Below are 19,084 nucleotides of genomic sequence, written 5' to 3' on the forward strand. Positions count from 1 at the left end.
CGAGTTCCTGTCCTAAGAATAGAGACATTGAGACACCCATGATCTACTCCTCGCCCGCCCTCGACCTGGACGACACCCGAGTCCTCAACGAGCTGGAAGCAATGCGGACCACGTTGTCGGACTACCTCCGCACGCCTAGGCGTTGGGTCGGCCGCCTGCGTCGCACGGCCGTCGCCCGGGCCATCCGCGGCTCCAACAGCATCGAGGGATACGACGTCGCGCTCGACGAGGCCGACGCTGCGATCGACGGCGAGGAGCCCATCAGCGCTGATGAGCGCACCTTTGCTGAGATCCGCGGTTACCGCCAGGCTCTCGGCTTCGTCCTCGCCACGGCCGCCGACGAGCACTTCACCTTGGACTCCTCGGTGCTGCGCAGCATGCACTTCATGCTGCTCTCCCACGCCCTCGACACGAGCCCAGGCCAGTACCGCCGCGGAGAGATCTTCGTTCGCGACGACACCCTTGAGCGCACCGTCTATGAGGGCCCAGCAGCCGAGATCGTCCCCGGGCTGGTCGACGAGCTCGTCGCCGCGCTCGCGGATCGCACGGGCGACGATCCCTTCGTGCAGGCTGCGATGGCGCACCTCAACCTCGTGATGATCCACCCCTTCCGGGACGGGAACGGACGGATGGCACGCGCCCTGCACACCCTCGTGCTCACCCGGGCTGGACTCAGCGCCCCTGAGCTGTCGAGCATCGAGGAATGGCTGGGGCAGCACACCGACGACTACTACCGCGTGCTAGCGAAGACGAGCTCTGGGGCTTGGAGCCCCGCGACCGACGCCCACCTCTGGCTCAAGTTCTGCCTGCGAGCCCACCACCTCCAGGCGCAGACCGTCGCCACCCGGATGGCGCGGGCCGCCGTCGTCTGGGACATGCTCGACGACGTCGCTGAGCAGAACCGCCTCCCCGAGCGCGCCCTGGACCTGCTGTTCTCTGCGGTAGTGGGGTTCCGGGTGCGGAGGTCGTCCTATGTCCGCACGACAGAGGTCGACGAACGGACCGCGACCCGCGACTTCAAGCGACTGGCCGACGCCGGCTTGTTGCGTGCCGTCGGCGAGACGAAGGGCAGGTACTACGTCGCGGGCGAGGGACTCAAGGAGATTGTCGCCGTGCATCGCCGGGATGCTGAGCTGGACGAGCCCTATCCCGGGTTCCGGGGGCTGTTGTACGCCTAGACGGCGCCGCCGCCGCTCACCACCTAGGTTGGAGGGCGTGCCCCATGATCTTCACGACTCCTTTGTCCATGTCCGCGGAGCCAGCGAGCACAACCTCAAGACCATCGACGTCGACCTGCCGCGCGACGCGATGGTCGCCTTCACCGGCGTCTCTGGCTCCGGCAAGTCCTCCCTGGCCTTCGGCACGCTCTACGCCGAGGCGCAGCGCCGCTACTTCGAGTCGGTCGCTCCCTACGCGCGCCGCCTGCTGCACCAGGTGGGCGCCCCGCACGTGCACGAGATCACCGGGTTGCCCCCGGCCGTGGCGCTGCAGCAGAAGCGCGGCGCCCCGAGCTCGCGCTCGAGCGTGGGCACGCTGACCACCCTGTCCAACCTGGTACGGATGCTCTACTCCCGCGCCGGCACCTATCCCGACGGCGCAGCGCGCCTGGGCGCGGAGGCCTTCTCCCCGAACACCGCGGCCGGGGCCTGCCCGCGCTGCCAGGGCCTGGGCGAGGAGCACGACGTGAGCGAGGAGCTCATGGTCCCGGACACCTCGCTGAGCATCCGCGAGGGCGCGATCGCCGCGTGGCCGGGTGCCTGGCAGGGGGCCAACCTGCGCAGCATCGTCGCCGGGCTGGGCATCGACGTGGACAAGCCGTGGCACAAGCTCAAGGCCAAGGACCGCCAGTGGCTGCTGTTCACCGAGGAGCAGCCCAAGGTGCTCATCAAGCCCGAGCGCGACCGCATCGACCACGGGTACTACGGGCTGTTCTGGAGCGCCCGCGCGCACATCCACCACGTCCTGGCCACGTCCAAGAGCCAGATGATGCGGGACAAGGCGATGCGCTTCGTCCGCACCGCGACGTGCTCGGTGTGCCACGGCACCGGCCTGCAGCCGGAGTCGCTGACGGTGACCTTCGCGGGGCTGAACATCGCCGAGACCAACGCGCTGTCCTTCGTCGACCTGGCGGCGCTGCTGCGCCCGGTGGCTGAGCTCACCGAGGCGGGGGCGGCGACGTCGTCGGCCGACTCCGGGGAGGCGACCGAGGTGGCGGTGCGCCTGTGCGCGGACCTCGTGGCCCGCATCCAAGTGCTGCTCGACCTGGGGCTGGGGTACCTGTCGCTGGGACGCAGCTCGACGACGCTCTCGCCCGGTGAGACCCAGCGCCTGCGCATCGCCACCCAGCTGCGCTCGGGGCTGTTCGGGGTCGTCTACGTGCTCGACGAGCCCTCCGCCGGGCTGCACCCAGCCGACGCCGAGCCGCTGCTCGACGTGCTCGACGAGCTCAAGGGCGGGGGCAACTCGCTGTTCGTCGTCGAGCACGACATGGACATCGTGCGGCGAGCCGACTGGGTGGTCGACATCGGCCCCGGCGCGGGTGAGCACGGCGGACAGGTGCTCTACTCCGGGCCGGTCGCGGGCCTGGAGGAGGTCGAGGAGTCGGTCACCGGCAGGTATCTCTTCGGCCGCGCGGAGCCGCTCGAACGCCACCAGCGCACGCCCCACGGCTGGCTGCGCGTGGGCGGGATCAGCCGCCACAACCTCGACGACGTCTCGGTCGAGGTGCCGCTCGGGGTGATGACGGCGGTGACCGGGGTGTCCGGGTCGGGCAAGTCGACGCTGGTCACGCAGGTGCTTGCCGAGCTCGTCCGGCGCCACCTCGGCCAGGCCCCCGACGACGGCGACGACGCCGAGCTGGAGATCGACGTCGACGACGCGACCGGCCTGGAGACCTTCGACCGCCTGGTGCGCGTGGACCAGCGCCCCATCGGGCGCACCCCCCGCTCCAACCTCGCCACCTACACGGGCCTGTTCGACGCCGTGCGCAAGCTCTACGCCGCCACGCCCGAGGCGCGCGAGCGCGGCTACGGCGTCGGCCGCTTCTCCTTCAACGTCGCCGAAGGGCGCTGCGAGACGTGCCAGGGGGAGGGGTCGGTGTCGGTCGAGCTGCTGTTCCTGCCCGGGACGTACGCGCCGTGCCCCACGTGCCACGGCGCGCGCTACAACGCCGAGACGCTGGAGATCGTCTACCGCGACAACACCATCGCGGACGTGCTGGGGCTGTCGGTCGACGAGGCGGCGTCGTTCTTGTCGGACGTGCCATCGGCGATGCGCAGTCTGACGACGCTGCGCGAGGTGGGGCTGGGATACCTGCGCCTGGGCCAGCCCGCGACCGAGCTCAGCGGCGGGGAGGCCCAGCGGATCAAGCTGGCGACCGAGCTGCAGCGAGCCCACCGCGGGCACGCGCTCTACCTGCTCGACGAGCCGACGGCGGGGCTGCACCCCGCGGACATCGCCCTGCTGCTGCGCCAGCTGCACCGCTTGGTGGACGCCGGGAACACCGTGGTGCTGGTCGAGCACGACCTGGACACGGTCATCAGTGCTGACTGGGTGATCGACCTCGGGCCCGGTGGCGGGGACCAGGGCGGACGGGTGGTGGCGTCGGGGACGCCGGAGGAGGTGGCTCGGGTAGCGGGGAGTGCTACCGCGCCCTACCTGGCTGCGCGGCTGGTCACGGCAGCCCGGTGAAGCCCAGCGGGAAGGCCGCCAGACGGGTGTGCAGAGGGTGACCCTGGGCGCCCTCACCCAGGCGTGACTCGACGAGGTCGATGGCGTCGACGGTCCACTCCGGCCCGCGGTAGACCGCCAGCGCATGAGCGACGTGGGACGCGTCGACGCTCGCCCCGGCCCGGGAGATGGTCAGGTGCGCGCGGTTGCGCTCGCGGCCCTCGCGCATGGCGGTGACCTCGCCGCGGACGCCGGCGAGCTCGTGCATGGCCTCCGTCAGCGGGCTGGTCTGGCCGCCCACGCCCACCCACATGACGGTGCTGCGGAAGGCCCCGGCGCCGGCGAGGTGGATGGTGAACGGCTCCACCTCCCGCGCGCTCGCGGCGACGGCGGCCTCCAGGTCGGGGAGGGCGCCGTCGGGCACGGAGCCGAAGAAGGCGAGGGTGAGGTGCCAGGTGGAGCGGGGAGTCCACGGCGACGCCGTCGCGACATGGTGGCGGTGGCCGCGAACAGTCGCACAGCATCACTCTAGGGCGTGGCCTCGACCACCGGACGTGGTGGCGTCACTCGGTCGAGCTGTCCGCGGGCTCGCCAGCATCCACGGGCTTGCCCGCGGCCGAGGCGCGCCGCGTGACCAGGTGCAGCACCGCGCCGATCGCCAGCAGGATCCCGGCTCGCAGCCACGTGCCCGCGGTCTGCTGGGTGAGCAGCACGAGGCAGCTCAGCACGCCGAGCACCGGGACGGCGGTCACCACGCGGAAGTGGTCCTCGGCGACCTCGTCCTTGCGCAGCACGAGCACGGCGACGTTGGTCGCGATGAACACGATGAGCAGGAGCAGCACGACGGTCTCGGCGAGGACCTGCAGGCCGCCGGTGAACACGAGGATGATCGCGGCGACGGTGGTGACGGCGATCGCCACCCACGGCGTGCGGCGCCCCGGCAGGACGCGGGCGAGGACCGGGGGCAGCAGTCCCTGGGAGGCCATGCCGTAGGTGAGGCGGCTGGCCATGATCATCGTCAGCAGTGCCCCGTTGGCCACGGCGATGAGCGCGATCGCGGCAAACACCTTGTCCGGGACGATGTCGGCGACGTGGACCACCTCGAGCAGCGGCCCGGTGGAGGCCGCCAGGGTGTCCGGGGCGACGACGGCCACCGCCGCGATGCCAACGCCCACGTAGACCACCCCGGCGGTGATGAGCGCCCCGAACAGCGCCCGGGGGTAGACGTGGCGGACGTCCTTGACCTCCTCGGCGAGGTTGGCCGACGTCTCGAAGCCGACGTAGGAGTAGAAGGCGAGCAGCGACGCGCCCAGCACGGCGAAGGCCGGGGTGCTGCCCTCCTTGAAGTCCAGCACTCGGGACAGGTCCCCGTCACCGCGGCCGAGGACCACCGCGGCCAGGATGATGATGAGCAGCAGACCGGACAGCTCGATGGCGGTCATGACGAAGTTGGCCCGCAGCGACTCCTTGATCCCGCGCGCGTTGAGCAGCGCGACGAGGATGAGGAAGACGACGGCGGTGAGCTTGGTGGGTGCGTCGATGAAGGTGGTGAAGTACTCCCCGGCGAAGGCGATGGACAGGCCCGCTGCGCTCGTCACCCCGGCGGCCAGCATGGAGAAGCCGACGAGGAAGGACAGGGCGGGGGACTTGAAGGCCCGCTCGGTGAACACGGCCGCGCCGCCGGCCTTGGGGTACTTGGTCACCAGCTCGGCGTAGGAGCCGGCGGTGAGCAGGGCGAGGCCCAGGGCGACGAGCAGCGGCAGCCAGACGGCGCCGCCCACCTCCCCGGCCATGACGCCCACGAGGGCATACACGCCGGCGCCGAGGACGTCGCCGAGGATGAAGACGTAGAGCAGGCGGGCGCTGACGCTGCGAGACAGGGCGGGCTGTGCGGTGGCCATGGGGCCAGATTGCCAGCACTCTCCGCGGTTCGCTCGGCGAACTGCACCTCCGCAGGCGTGTGGCCAGCGGGGACGCTGGCGGCCGTGGGCAGGTGTCGCGCGGCTGCGGAGAGCGTGACCGGCGAGCGTTACCCCAGCGCTCCGGTCGCGCCCTCCGATCGTCGTGCTTACGGTGAGTGCTTCATGTTCCCGCTGATGAGGAGGCCGATGTATGAGTGCACGCCGTGAACCTGACGAGACCGCACCCACCGATGTGAGCCCGACAGGCGCCCCGCCCACTCAGACGTCACCAGACCCCCGGTCCCAGCAAGGCGACCACCTCACCACCGCCCAGGGCGTGCGCGTCGACGACACCGACCACTCCCTCAAGGCAGGTCCCCGCGGCCCGGTGCTGCTCGAGGACCACCACCTGCGCGAGAAGATCACGCACTTCGACCACGAGCGCATCCCCGAGCGCGTGGTGCACGCCCGCGGCGCGGCCGCGCACGGGGTGTTCACCGCCTACGGCAACGCCTCGGCCATCACCAAGGCCGGATTCTTGGCGACCGAGGGCAAGCAGACAGAGGTGTTCACGCGGTTCTCGACCGTCGTCGGCTCCCGCGGGTCTGCTGACACCGTGCGCGACGTGCGTGGCTTCTCGACGAAGTTCTACACCGACGAGGGCACCTACGACCTCGTCGCCAACGTCATCCCGGTGTTCTTCATCCAGGACGCCATCAAGTTCCCCGACCTCATCCACGCGGTCAAGCCCGAGCCGTCCCGGGAGATCCCGCAGGCGCAGAGCGCCCACGACACCTTCTGGGACTTCGCCTCCCGCCACACCGAGACCCAGCACACGACCATCTGGTTCATGTCCGGGCGCGGTATCCCGGCGTCCTACCGGACGGTCGAGGGCTTCGGGGTGCACACCTTCCGCATGGAGAACGCTGCTGGCGAGACGTCACTGGTCAAGATCCACTGGAAGCCGGTGGCCGGCGTGCACTCGATGGTGTGGGAGGAGGCCCAGCTCGCCCAGGGCGCCGACCCGGACTTCCACCGCCGCGACCTCGCTGACGCGATCGAGAACGGCGCGTACCCCGAGTGGGAGCTGGGGCTGCAGGTCATGCCGGACACCGAGGACGAGACGTTCATGGGGATCGACCTGCTCGACCCGACCAAGCTCGTCCCCGAGGAGCTGTGCCCGGTGCAGATGGTGGGCCGCCTGACGCTCAACGCCAACCCCACCAACTACTTCGCCGAGACCGAGCAGGTCGCCTTCCACCCCGGTCACCTGGTGCCCGGCATCCAGGTGACCAACGACCCGCTGCTGCAGGGCCGGCTCTTCTCCTACCTCGACACCCAGATCAGCCGCCTGGGCGGGCCGAACTTCGCCCAGCTGCCGATCAACCGCCCGCACGCGCCGGTCAACGACATGCTCCGCGACGGCATGCACCAGACCGCGATCCACGAGGGCCTGGGGACGTACCTGCCCAACACCCTTGCTGACGGCCTCCCGACGGCGTCGCCTTCTGCGCCGGGGGTGTTTGTCACCGTCCCGACGCCAGTCGCCGGGGACAAGGTCCGCGAGAACCCGCTGAGCTTCTCCGACCACTTCACCCAGCCACGAATGTTCTGGAACTCGTTGAGCCCCATCGAGCAGGCGCACACCGCCGCGGCGTACGTGTTCGAGCTGGGCAAGTGCTACGAGCAGTCCGTGCGCGACCACCAGCTCCGCGCGCTGGCCAAGATCGACACAGACCTGTGCGCGCGGGTCGCGGCTGGTCTTGGCGTCCCCGTGCCCGACGGCGAACCAGGCGACGCGTCGCCCGGCGCTGGGGAGGGGCCTGGGTCTGGTGAGGCGAACGGTGTGACGCGGACTGGGGCGATCACTGAGGTCAAGGACGAGCCGGGGCCGATCGCTGGTCGGGTGATCGGGGTGTTCGCTGATGACGCTTCTGACGCTGGGGCGTTGGCTGAGCTGCGTGCGGCACTGGACGCCGAGCAGGCCGACCTCAAGGTGGTCGCATCGCACGTGGGGGTGGTGGCCTCCCAGGTGGTGGAGCGAACTCCGGTGACGGCGCGGTCGATTGAGTTTGATGCTGTTGTCGTGGCCGACGGGGTGGGCGGATCTGCGCTGGCTGCGCACCCGAGGACGCGGAGCATCCTGGAGGAAGCGTTCCGGCACGGGAAGGCGATCGTCGCCTGGGGCGACGGGGTCGATGTGCTGGAGGCTTGTGGGATTGATACCTCTGCTGAGGGGGTGCTCACTGGTGGGGAGATGAGTGAGGAGCTGGCCCAGGGGCTGGTGCAGGCTGTTGGGCTGCACCGGGCTTGGGGACGGCTGATGGGACTGGAGGAGGTTGGGACGCAGGCGTGGTGAGTACGCTCGCACGCGGCGCGAAGTCCAGGGGGCTGCGGTACCTGGGACCTGGTGGGGGCAACCGGGTGGCGCGTGGTGGCTACGGGGACGCCTGAGGCGGTTGATCGGGTGAAGGAGAGCGCTACGGTGCAGCTCTTTGTCCGCGCAGCCCTTGCAGCGCGGAGGGGCGGTGGGCAGGTCAAGTAGCGTGTATCTGGGAGGCCGGGCCTCGACGACGATCGCGTCCTCGTCAAGGCCGCAGAGCGATGCCGCGTTCGGGGCCACGCCCCAATCGATTGGAGGCGAGCAGAGTCACCTGGCGATCTGCACAAGATCACCCGAGACCAGACGTTGATCTAACCCGGTTTCCCGTCGGCGAGATCCTTCTACAGCGGATTCTGGCATGCTTGACATCGTCGACCCGTCCGCCACCATCCACGTGGCCAGCGCCAACATCGATCACCTCTGACTTCTGTGGCGAACCGCATCACGGCGAGAAGAGAGGGGCCCGACCGTATGGTCGGGCCCCTCTCTCAATGGTCGGCGTTGCTCTGAGGTCAGAGCATGACTATCTCTCGGTAGATGGCCTTCTCGCCCTGACCCTCGACGACCATGAGCCGCTTGTCGTCATTGCGAGCGTCGTTCGCGAGCTTGAGGAGAGCAACAGCGCGGCGCGTTGCCTCCGTGAGTGAGATGCCCTGGTCCGCGGCGACGCTCTTGAGTGCGTCCGCGACGCTGGGCGCCAGGTTGACAGAGAGTCGTACGACCCGTGAAGCGTCCTGCTCCTGTGTTGTACCGGGAGCCCGCTTGATGTCGGTGCTCATGGTTCCTTCTTTCGCCAGGGTCGGTCGGGCTTGTCGTCCTGACCGACTGGTGTGGTGGTGTGGCAAGACCCTGTCGGTCTGCCGTTGGGGCACCTTGGCCCCTAAGCCCTAATAGTTAGGGACTCGTATCGTCGACATATGCCAACACTACATGCGTACGGGCATCTTGCACACCCCTTACAGGTGCGATGTGCATCTGGACCACACAGGACCCACATCTAGAGCACCTGTGCTGTGCGTGTTGGGTGCATCTCTGCTATTGTCCCCTTGGGACCTAGAACAATCGATACCAACATCAAGTCATCTAGGTGCAAGCAGCACACGACGCGAAAGCCGTTGATGGTCCCCCCGATAAGAGGAGTAGCTATGTGCACAACGAACCTGTCCCCAAGAGAACTGGAGCTGTCTGATGACTACCCGCGGTGCAACATCTGAAGTTCACCCTTCCCACCGACCTGCCCTAGATGCCAGGGTTACGCCTCAGACACTCCACGAAGAAGAGGCGGTGCCGCAGGTGTCAACCAAGGGCTCCACCCATCCTGCATACGAGGTGTCGCTGGACCTTTTCGGCGAACCCTTCGAGGCCGACCCCGCAGTGCGTGCCGAAATCTGGTGCGAGCACGAAGAGATGCGCGAACTCGACGACCCTCCGTCCTGTGATCTGGGACCTTCTCTCACGAGAGGAGATCTGAGATGACCGGTTCCGGCGACGAAAGCGCCGAGTTCACGGAGTTCGTCGACCCACTCGACACGGCTGGAAAGCCGATCGCGGTCCTTGCAGCCGACGACGCCCCCAGAGGCATTGACGGGGCCTTTACGACCAAGAGACGGCAAGAAGAAGTGCCGGGACAGAGGTACACCCTCGCCGTCGCATTGCTCATCGTCACGGCGCTTTTCTCCCTCGCTGCTGCGACGTTGGCCCTTGTGTCTACAGAGCAGCAGTGGGGGCGTCTCGATGCCTTACTTCCGTTGCTCATCACGCCCTTCCAGACCTTGCTAGGAGCCGCTATAGGGTGGTACTTCGGGGCTCACAGCAAGGACAAGTAGGACTGATGCCCGCTCATCCGCTCCCTCCAAGTCCGGCTCCTTCGTCGTCGTGGCTGTCGAGGTGCTATCGGTAAAGTGCGGCCGCACGGGGGAACTCTGGGTCCGACAGCCGCCCTGCACCAGTGGAGGATCCGTCTTGCCGAGTACATCCATGCGGCTTCTCAGCAGAAACCCGTGACTCAAGCAAGGGCAGAGGTCGACTCGATAGGGGCTGGATGACGCGCCGGAGAGAACCTTGTGCTCAGGTCGGTTGCATGATGAGCTTCGCGCATGGACACCCTGGTCGAGACCGCCCTCCGACTACGCATCATCGACTGGGTCCAGCGGCAAGCTGAACTCAATGGCGGTTTCCTGTACCGACACGAGCTGCTCTCGCACCGGATCGACGGCATGGATCTGCCGGTCATTGACTACTCGCGGGGGATTCGCAACCCACAGAACTTCACATCTACGCTCTCGATTGTCGCGTCCGCGAGCGGGCCGTATGACGACGCCGAGTCAGACGATGGACTCCTCCACTATGCATACCGTGACGGTGACCCATGGGGCGGTGACAACCGCAAGTTGCGCAATGCCATCACCACGGGCCAGCCACTCATCCTCTTCCGCAAAGAGGTGAAGAACATCTACACGCCGATCGCACCGGTCTACGTCGTCGACGATGTCCCCGAAGAGCGCGCATTTCTGATCGCGCTGGACGAGTCGTTCACGTTCGTGCCCGATCCTCGGAATCTGTCTGTCCCGCAACGGGCATACGCCGTGCGGCTTGCCCGGCAGCGCTTGCACCAACCAGCCTTCCGAACGCGCGTGCTGGTCGCGTATGAGGTCCGGTGTGCGGTGTGTCAACTCAAGCACGGCTCACTCCTTGATGCCGCGCACATCGTCTCCGACTCGGAGGAGCATGGGGTTCCGACGGTAAACAACGGGCTTGCGCTGTGCAAGATCCACCATGCGGCCTACGACCAGAACATGATGGGCATCACGCCCGACTACATGGTCGAGATCGACAGCGAACTCCTCGCCGAAATCGACGGGCCCATGCTCAAGCACGGTCTTCAGGAGATGCACGGGCGTACGATATCTATGCCGGCTCGCGTTGCGGATCGCCCAGATAGGGAGCTTCTCGCGTGGCGTTACGCGAAGATGTCCCGGCGCTGACGCTTGGTAGCGATCCTGCTTTGCGTTAGTTGAACGGTTGACCAAACGCAACGGCGGATGTCTCGAATCGCACTAGCGTCATCCGCGCGCGTCTCGCCCACAATGTCAGCCCATCCCGGCATCATGAACACATGAAGCCTCAAGTCCTCACGCGCGGCGCGAATGCGCCACTCGCTGCCACCATCAACCGGGTTCGCATCGTCATCGGCTGGTCCGACGACAGCGTCGACGTGGACGCCTCGGCGCTGTTGCTGACTGGCGACGGCAAGGTGCGTGGCGATGAGGACTTCGTCTTCTACAACCAGCCCGTCTCCACCTGCGGCGCGGTGCAGCACCTGGGCCGCGCGGCCGGGGACGTTGGTGCGGAAGAGCGGCTCTCCCTCGACCTGGAAGACCTGCCAGACGATGTCGAGACGATCGCTATCTCGGCAAGCGTCGGCGCGGGGACCTTCGGCCAGCTCGATGGGCTGCGGCTCATAGTGCTCGACGAGACGGGCACACCGCTCATCACCTTTGATATCGCTGAGGCGACTACGGAGACAGCCTTCGTCTTCGGGGAGGTGTACCGGCGGGCGGGGGGTTGGAAGGTGCGCGCGGTCGGACAGGGCTGGGACAGCGGGCTCGTTGGCTTGGCCACGGACTTCGGGGTGAGCGTCGAGGACGAGCCTGAGGTTCCGGAACCGGAAGCTGAACCGCCGACACTCGTCGTCGAGTCTGCAACTGCCGACGCGGACACCGCGCCGATGGAGAGCATCTCGGCCAATGAGAGCGACGACGACCTTGTTGAGGTTGTCGAGCTTCCGACTCCCGAAGCCGACATTCCCGCGCCGAAGCCTCCCGAGACTGCCGAGTTAGTACTTGACGAGCAGTCGACCGATGTGACGTCCGCCCAGTCTGCGGATACCCCGGTAGCTGAGGTGCCTGAACAGACCTCGGCTACGGGCGCCAATGCGCCAGCGCAGGAAGTCGCGGCCGCGTCGGTGCGGCGCACGGGTGTCCGGACGAAGAAGCAGAGGGTCGTGGTCGCACCACCGGCGCTCAAGCTAGCCGGCGATGAGGCGTGGGTTCCGGCGCGGCTCTTCTCCGTGTCGGGGGTAGGGACCGCCGACGAGCAGGAGAAGCGGGCGACGTCGGCCCTGCTCGCCACGATGATGGGCGTGCGGCCCTTCGCGCGAGCGATCAGCGCGCACTTCGGGGCGCCGGCCGGCGCCGTGGAGACCTACCTTGAGGTGCCGTTCACGCACGGGGACCGCAAGGTCTACCCGGACGGCGTCATCCGCATCGCCCGAGGTGGGAAGGTGTGGACCGCGCTGCTCGAGGTAAAGACCGGGTCCGGGCAGCTGCGCACCGAGCAGGTCGAGCAGTACCTCGACGTCGCGCGGACCAAGGGCTACGACGCGGTCGTCACGCTGTCCAACGAGATCGCTCCCGGGACCGGGGAACACCCGGTGAGCGTCGATGCGCGCAAGCTCAAGTCCGTCGCGCTCTACCACCTGTCCTGGGCGGAGGTGCTGCACGAGGCGCGGATGGTGCTCACTCACCGCGGCGTCGCCGACCCGATGCAGGCCTGGACGCTCGCTGAGCTCATCCGCTACCTCGAGCACCCGCGTTCGGGGGCGACCGGCTTCGACGACATGGGATCGAGCTGGGTGCTCGTGCGGGAGGCAGTCGCGGCCGGGACGCTGCGCGCCGGGGACTCCAAGGTGCCGACAGTGGCGAACTCCTGGATCCGGCTGGTCCGCCAGCTCTGCCTGCGCCTGACTGCTGAGCTTGGGGTGCAGGTCACCCATGTCATGCCGCGTCAGCTCGCCGGTGACCCGGCCGCACGAGCGCGGGTCGCCGGCGAACAGCTGGCCTCGGAGGGGACGATGAGCGCGACACTCAAGGTGCCCGGGGCTGCCGGGCCCCTCACCGTCGTCGCTGACCTGCGGATCTCCAAGGTGCGGGTGAGTGCATCGGTGCGCGCCCCGCAGGAAGGCGGACCGCAGCGGCGGATCACCTGGCTGCTGCGTCAGCTCGCCGATGCGCCGGACGACACGCTGGTCGATGTGCACTATGCCGGCGTCGCGCAGGACACCTGCGAGCGGCTGGGTGACGTGCGGGAATCGGCCGGGGCTCTGGTGTCCGAGCGGTCCGGGGACGTGACGAGCTTCGAGATCACGACGGTTGCGCCCCTGGGGACCAAGCGGTCCGGGCTCAAGGGAGCGTTCATCCCCTCGGTGATCGGGGCAACTGAAGCGTTCTACTCTGCGGTGCTGCAGCCCGTGCGCGGGTGGGTGCCACCGGCGCCGAAGCTTGCGTCGGGTGGGGTAGGGGAGGGCGTCGAGGTGGTGCCGGAGAACCTCAGCGTCTAGACAGTTCAGGCTCGCCGCGGCCGAGCCACCTCCGGTAGACCTATATCGACTAAGATATGTTTAGTCGTCACGGAGGTGGTGGAGATGACTGCAGGCACGCTGCTCCGCGCAGCGCGACGAAGCAGCGGCTTAGGCCAGCAAGTGCTGGCCGAGCGCGCCCAGACGAGCCAGCCGGACGTGTCCGCCGTAGAACGAGGGCGCCGGACTCCAACCGTCGACACCCTCGTGCGGTTGCTCGACAGCGCTGGGCACAAACTCATCGCAGTGAAGACAAGTCACCCCGATGCGGTGGAGACATCTGCTCGGATCGCCGACGCGCTGCGGTCGGGCGCGGCCCAGGCGGCCCTGCGGAGGTTCCTCGACTACTCGGATGGCCTGGCTGCCACGTCAGGAGTCGAACGGGTGATGCTGACCGCGGCAGAGCCGTATCCCAGCGGCTCGCCCGTGTGGGACGCCGCCCTCGCCGCCGTCGCTGAGTACTGGCTTGACCAGGAGGGTCTCCCGAAGCCGCACTGGCTGAACGATCCGTCGCGAACCCTCCCTTCGCCACAGACCCTTGATGTCAGCATCTACGACCTGCCGCCACGGATCGACGAGGTTCCCCCGCCTTTCGCTAGGCGCAACGTGTTGGTTGAGCGCGGAACCCTGGCGAGCATCTGATGGCGCTCGAACTGGAGGACCTCCTGGATGGTCTGCGGGAGGTCATTCGTCGTACTGCGGAGACAGGGCAGTCGCTCTCGATCCGGATCGTCGGAGGAGCAGCTCTCCGGATCGCCTACTTTGATCGCCTACCACCGTCGATATCGACGCACGGATCGAACCTTTCGAGGATCTCAAGCCGATAGTCGTGCAGATCGCGCGTGAGCGAAACTGGCCCGAGAGCTGGCTCAACGATGAGGCAAACCAGTTCATCCCGAGCTGGGGGCGACAGATCGACTGGCGCCCTCTGTACGACAAAGACCAGATCTCAATCTGGGTGGCTCCGATTGATGCGCTTCTCGCCATGAAGCTCCATGCCGTTCAAGGCAGGCCTGGTCGAGATACTGACGATGTCGCCAAGCTCCTGCGTCTCAACGGTATTGGCGATGTCAGGGCGGCCGAAGCGATCTACGAGGACTTCTATCCGGGTGACGGGCTCAACGAGCGCTCGTTGCTCCTCCTCGAGCGGATGTTCCACATCGGACTCCCTGAGCTGCCAGACGCCCCGCCCGTGATCGATCTCGGCGGAGACGCAGTGCGCGGCAAGAAGTAGGGCGTTGGGGCACGGGGCGAACCAGTGCGGGCAGGAACTGCCGGTGTGAGCATGAAGAGATGACATCCATCCAGCGCCTCCGCCCCGAAGGGCTCGTCCAGAGCCCGGCCTTCAGCCACGTCGCCATCGTGCCGCCCGGTGCGACGACCATCTACGTCGGCGGGCAGAACGCCGTCGACGCTGACGGCGCGCTCGTCGGCGCAGAAGACGTCGCGGCGCAGTCTGTCCGCGCCCTGGCCAACGCGAAGGTTGCGCTCGCCGCAGCCGGGGCGAGCGTGGCCGACGTCGTGCAGTGGACGGTGTACTTCGTCGAGGGCGCCGACCTCGCGGCGGGGTACGGGGCCATCGCCTCCGAGCTCGCCTCCGACGAACCGGCCCTGGTCAGCGCGGCGCTCGTCGCGGGCTTGGGTGTGCCTGGCGCGCTCGTGGAGATCAGCGCGGTCGCCGCGGTGGTGCGCTAGCGACGTCGGGCTCGTGTCAGGGGCCAGCGAGTTCGCGCGTCGCCGCCGGGGCAAGGGTGCCGCGTTGGCCCGGCGGGCGCGCGAGGACGAGCGCATGCTGAGAAGGCGGCCCGGCCGGCCGCGGTGGCCGGACGAGAACGGGGTGAGGGCGATGTCGATCGTGGTCGGGGTGGACGGGTCGGCGGTGAGCGCCGCCGCGCTGCGGTGGGCGGCGCAGGAGGCGGCCGTGCGAGGGGACTCCTTGTGGATCGTCCACGTGCGCGCCCCCGGCCGGTCCCGGATCCCCTTCGGCGACGGCCCGCTCATGGAGTTCGACGATGCCGCGCACTATGCGACCCAGCTGCTCCAGGAAGCCGCCCGAATCGCCCGGGCCGAGGCGCCCGACATCGACATCGACGTGCAGGGTGTGACCGGCCAGGTGGCCACGACGCTGCTGGAGGCGGCTGAGGAGGCGGCACTGCTCGTCGTCGGGCGCAGCGGGCACGGGACGCTGGGTTCGATCTTCCTCGGCTCGGTCAGTGTGCGCCTAGCCGCGCATGCCAGCTGCCCGGTCGCCATCGTGCCGGACGTCTCCGACTCGAACTCCGCGCACATGGTCGTGGGGATCGCGGTCGAGACGCCGGGGGTGCGCGCGGTGCTGAGCTTCGCCCTCGACGAGGCGGCGCGGCGGTCCTGCCGGTTGACGGTGGTCGCGGCGTACTCGATCCCGTTCACCGAGGCGATCCGCCGGGACCCGTCGGTCTACGGGCCCTACGACCCCGTGACCCACTCGGTCACCGCGTCCTCGGTTGCGGCGCTCATCAAGCACGTGCGTCAGGACCGCCACCACGGAGTCGACGTCGACACGATGGTGGTCGGTGAAGACCCAGCCGGGGCGATCACCACCACCGGGCACGGCGCGCAGCTGACGGTGGTCGGGTCACGCGGGCACGGGACGGTCACCGGGCCAGCGTTGGGGTCGGTCTCCCAGGCGGTGCTGCGGCACGCGACGCATCCGGTGGTCGTGGTGCCGATGGTGGAGTCGCACCTGGAGTGAGGGTGAGCCGTGACGCCTCGTGGTCGACGTATCCACTGTCCCAGCCGGGTGGGGAACGCTCTTGGTGGAAATGTCGGCGGTGACAGCGCTCCGCTGAAGGCGCAGTCGCGGTGGGTAGGCTGCCGCCTGACGGTGCTGAACGCAGCGAGTCGTCCGCCGACCACGCGCCCGCGACGAAGGGGAGCGCCCCGGAGGCGTAGCCACCATGGCCAGCGCGGTGGCTGTAGCGCTTTCGGTGACCAGTGCATAGGCAGGGTATGGAGACGAACGAGTCGACCGACGATGAGCTGCTGGCCCGGTCGGTGCTGCGACCGCAGGTGCTGGGAGTGCTGTACGAGCGCCACGCGGCGTCGGTGTTCCGGTTCATCACCCGCCGGGCCGGCCCGGCAGCCGCTGAAGACCTCGTCGGCGACGTCTTCGTAGCAGCGATCGAGGCCCGCGTGCGCTACCGCCCGCACGAGAGCGGTTCCGCCCTGCCGTGGCTGTACGGGATCAGCGGCAACGTGGTGCGGACATACCTGCGCAAGCAACGTCCCAGTGCGGTCATCGATACTCACGTGGGTGTGGACTGGCACGCCGTCGACGACCGGCTCGACGCCCGCGCCACACGTGACCAGCTCCGCCGCGCTCTGGCCTCGCTCAGCCCAGCCGAGCGCGAAGCGTTCCTGCTGGTCGCCTGGGAAGGGCTGAGCGCCGTTGAGGCGGCGCGCACCCTCGGCGTGACGCCAACCGTCGTGCGAACCCGCATGACTCGGGCCCGCCAGCGCGCTCGGACCGTCCTGATCACCACGCCCGTTTCTGCTGTCTGACGGAGGACCACCATGAACCTCGACACCCTGGCCCAGAAGGCTGGCGACGTCGCTGGCCCCACGCCCGACGCCCTCGTCGCCGGGCGCCAGCAGATGGACGCCGCCATCACCGCGGCCAGCGCACGCGTCACCGCTGTGCGGCGCAGCCGCCGTCCCCGACGATGGGGCATCGCCGCCCTCGCAGGCGCAGCAGCTACCGCAGTTGCGGTCCTCGCGGTTCCCCTGTTCGGCGCCTCGCCGGCATCGGCAGAAGAGGTTCTCCTCGCGGCAGCGGAGGCTGCCGGGCAGCAGGTGGACGAGGCTGCCGGAGCGGCGTACTGGCACGTGGTCTCCGAGGTCTACTACCCCGACACGCAACCGTTCCCACGGGAGATCTGGCAGGGGCGGTTCGAGGAGAGCGTCCTCTCCAACGGCCTTAACGCCGCTCTCGCGGCAGGTGACGGTGCTCTGGACCCCGCGCTGATCCGCGCTGAGGGGATCGACGGGCCGGCAGCATTCGGCATCGCAGGAGGGGTTCTCTCGTGGGAGGACCTCGAGGCGCTGCCCACGGACGCAGCCGAGCTGGAAGCCCACCTGCGGAAGATGGCCAGCGGGCAAGAGTCCGGTGAAGAGAACGCGCTCTGGGAGAGTGTCACCGCCCTTCTCGTAGAGAGCCCAGCCTCACCTGCACTTCGCCGCGCACTGTGGCAGGTCGCCGCGAACATGCCCGACGTCGAGCTCGTGGGCGCCATGACCGACTCGGCAGGTCGGCAGGGCACCGCCGTCGAACGCAACCAGCTCGACGCCGGCCGGGACCGCGCCGTCTACATCCTCGATCCCACCGATGGCACCCTGCTCGAGATCCAGAACATCGACGCCGACGGAAAAGTCGTCTACCGGCTGACCCAGCTCGACCAGCAGCCCAGCATGACGGCCCCTGTCCCCCAGCCCCCGATCTGCGGACCTGGGTCAGTCCCTGAGCACAGCTGCTGAACGCAGCACCCTGGGCAGGCGCGTCTCAGGGCCGAGCAACTGGAGCCTGGCGGGCGGTGAGGTCGTCTATCAGGTGTGAGGTCGTCTGTCTGAACAGACGACCTCGCACCTAACAGACGACCTCAGCGCCAGCGCTCAGCCAGTGGCCGGAACGTTGTCGGCGGGAGCGCCGACAGCCCCTGGCGGTGTGGGCGGCAGGGTCAGGGGCGCGACGCCGCGTCCAACCGCGCCAGGTCATCCGCGGTCAGCGTGAGCGAGACCGAGGCGAGCAGGTCGGTGAGCTGGTCGAGGGTGCGGGCACTCGCGATCGGGCCGACGACCGTGGGCTGCTGGCGCAACCAGGCCAGGGACACGGCGGTGACGCTCGCGCTGTGCTGGGCTGCGACGTCGTCGAGCACGGTGAGGACGGCGCGACCGCGCTCGTCGAGGTACGCCGACGCGCCTGCGGCGCGCGGGGAGTCGACCTCCACGCCGTCGCGGTACTTGCCGGTGAGGAAGCCCTTGGCGAGGGAGAAGTACGGCAGCACGCCGAGGTTCTCCCGCTCGGCCCGGGCCAGCAGCCCGTCCTCGAACTCGCGCTCGACGAGGTTGTAGTGCGGCTGCAGCGCGACGGCGCGGTGCAGGCCGTCCGCCTCGGTCACCGCGAACCACTCGTCGATGCGCTCGGGGGTGTAGTTGGAGATGGCGATCGCGCGGACCAGACCGTCGTCGACCAGCTGGGAGAAGGCGCCGACGGTCTCGGCGAGCGGGACGGACGCGTCGTCGAAGTGGGCGTAGTAGAGGTCGATGTAGTCGGTGCCCAGGCGCTTGAGGGAGGCCTCGGCGGCGGCGCGGACGTTCGCGGGGGACAGGCCGGGGAACTCCGGGTGGGTGCTGACCTTGGTGGCCACGAGCACGTCGTCGCGGTTGCTGCGGGCACCCAGCCAGGCGCCGATGATCGTCTCGCTCTCCCCGCCGGTGTGCCCGGGGGCCCAGGCGGAGTAGCCGTCGGCGGAGTCGATGAGGTTGCCGCCGGCGGCGGTGAAGGCGTCGAGCACGGAGAAGGACGTCGCCTCGTCGGCGGTCCACCCGAAGACGTTGCCGCCCAGGACGAGGGGGTACACCTCGAGGTCGGAGGAACCGAGGCGGGTGCGCTGGGTGTTCTGGGGCATGGGGGTCTCCTGGGGTGCGGTGCGTGCTGTGCGCGGACGGTCAGACCGGCGACGCGCGAGTCGGTCGTCCACTGCGGTAACCCCGCAGCCCGTCAGAACCATCCACGTGCGC

At 68.6% G+C, this 19,084-nt stretch carries 15 protein-coding genes and 1 pseudogene; 12 read left to right on the top strand and 4 right to left on the bottom strand.

What is annotated here, in order from left to right:
• The first annotated feature begins 38 nt into the window (after positions 1–38).
• Positions 39–1,178 carry a Fic family protein gene (locus SS2_RS02695; protein ID WP_066460845.1) on the top strand — a complete coding sequence of 380 codons (1,140 nt, stop codon included), beginning with the start codon at positions 39–41 and terminating at the stop codon, positions 1,176–1,178.
• Positions 1,179–1,215: 37 nt separating this feature from the next.
• Complete coding sequence (gene uvrA, locus SS2_RS02700; protein ID WP_066460846.1) at positions 1,216–3,690, top strand: excinuclease ABC subunit UvrA; 2,475 nt, start codon at positions 1,216–1,218, stop codon at positions 3,688–3,690.
• Here uvrA and thpR read toward each other — a convergent pair.
• Together thpR and SS2_RS02710 are read right to left on the bottom strand one after the other, a co-directional pair.
• Positions 3,674–4,159, bottom strand: a pseudogene (gene thpR / locus SS2_RS02705) (RNA 2',3'-cyclic phosphodiesterase); the annotation flags it as partial. The gene uvrA and the pseudogene thpR overlap by 17 nt on opposite strands.
• A 73-nt stretch (positions 4,160–4,232) precedes the next feature.
• Positions 4,233–5,570, bottom strand: a complete 1,338-nt coding sequence (locus tag SS2_RS02710; protein WP_066460848.1) for an APC family permease — start codon at positions 5,568–5,570, stop codon at positions 4,233–4,235.
• A gap of 211 nt (positions 5,571–5,781) precedes the next feature.
• Here SS2_RS02710 and SS2_RS02715 point away from each other — a divergent pair, with 211 nt between their 5' ends.
• Positions 5,782–7,929, top strand: a complete 2,148-nt coding sequence (locus SS2_RS02715) for a catalase (RefSeq protein WP_066460849.1) — start codon at positions 5,782–5,784, stop codon at positions 7,927–7,929.
• A gap of 536 nt (positions 7,930–8,465) precedes the next feature.
• Here the strand turns inward: SS2_RS02715 and SS2_RS02720 are convergent.
• Positions 8,466–8,732 (bottom strand): hypothetical protein, encoded by a 267-nt coding sequence (locus tag SS2_RS02720; protein ID WP_066460850.1) that lies wholly within the window; start codon positions 8,730–8,732, stop codon positions 8,466–8,468.
• 693 nt (positions 8,733–9,425) lie between these two features.
• Here SS2_RS02720 and SS2_RS02725 point away from each other — a divergent pair.
• The 9 genes from SS2_RS02725 (at position 9,426) to SS2_RS02765 (ending at position 17,821) form a co-directional block, all read left to right on the top strand.
• Complete coding sequence (locus SS2_RS02725) at positions 9,426–9,779, top strand: hypothetical protein (protein WP_066460851.1); 354 nt, start codon at positions 9,426–9,428, stop codon at positions 9,777–9,779.
• 270 nt (positions 9,780–10,049) lie between these two features.
• Positions 10,050–10,937 (top strand): HNH endonuclease, encoded by an 888-nt coding sequence (locus SS2_RS02730; RefSeq protein WP_066460852.1) that lies wholly within the window; start codon positions 10,050–10,052, stop codon positions 10,935–10,937.
• Between the two features lie 131 nt (positions 10,938–11,068).
• Entirely contained in the window at positions 11,069–13,291 is a 2,223-nt protein-coding gene (locus SS2_RS02735; RefSeq protein ID WP_066460853.1) for a TerD family protein, read from the top strand.
• 84 nt (positions 13,292–13,375) lie between these two features.
• Complete coding sequence (locus SS2_RS02740) at positions 13,376–13,951, top strand: helix-turn-helix domain-containing protein (protein ID WP_157607164.1); 576 nt, start codon at positions 13,376–13,378, stop codon at positions 13,949–13,951.
• 187 nt (positions 13,952–14,138) lie between these two features.
• Complete coding sequence (locus SS2_RS02745; RefSeq protein WP_066460855.1) at positions 14,139–14,543, top strand: hypothetical protein; 405 nt, start codon at positions 14,139–14,141, stop codon at positions 14,541–14,543.
• Between the two features lie 59 nt (positions 14,544–14,602).
• Positions 14,603–15,004, top strand: a complete 402-nt coding sequence (locus SS2_RS02750) for a Rid family hydrolase (protein WP_066460856.1) — start codon at positions 14,603–14,605, stop codon at positions 15,002–15,004.
• 151 nt (positions 15,005–15,155) lie between these two features.
• Positions 15,156–16,040: a universal stress protein gene (locus SS2_RS02755; protein ID WP_066460857.1), complete on the top strand. Its 885-nt coding sequence runs from the start codon at positions 15,156–15,158 to the stop codon at positions 16,038–16,040.
• 257 nt (positions 16,041–16,297) lie between these two features.
• Positions 16,298–16,849: an RNA polymerase sigma factor gene (locus SS2_RS02760; protein ID WP_066460858.1), complete on the top strand. Its 552-nt coding sequence runs from the start codon at positions 16,298–16,300 to the stop codon at positions 16,847–16,849.
• Between the two features lie 12 nt (positions 16,850–16,861).
• Positions 16,862–17,821, top strand: a complete 960-nt coding sequence (locus SS2_RS02765) for a CU044_5270 family protein (protein ID WP_066460859.1) — start codon at positions 16,862–16,864, stop codon at positions 17,819–17,821.
• A gap of 200 nt (positions 17,822–18,021) precedes the next feature.
• Here the strand turns inward: SS2_RS02765 and SS2_RS02770 are convergent, their stop codons facing one another.
• On the bottom strand, positions 18,022–18,972 hold the full coding sequence (locus SS2_RS02770) for an aldo/keto reductase (protein WP_066460860.1): 951 nt from the start codon (positions 18,970–18,972) through the stop codon (positions 18,022–18,024).
• Between the last annotated feature and the right edge of the window lie 112 nt (positions 18,973–19,084).

This window comes from Sanguibacter suarezii NBRC 16159, assembly GCF_001552735.1.
GTDB lineage: Bacteria > Actinomycetota > Actinomycetes > Actinomycetales > Cellulomonadaceae > Sanguibacter > Sanguibacter suarezii.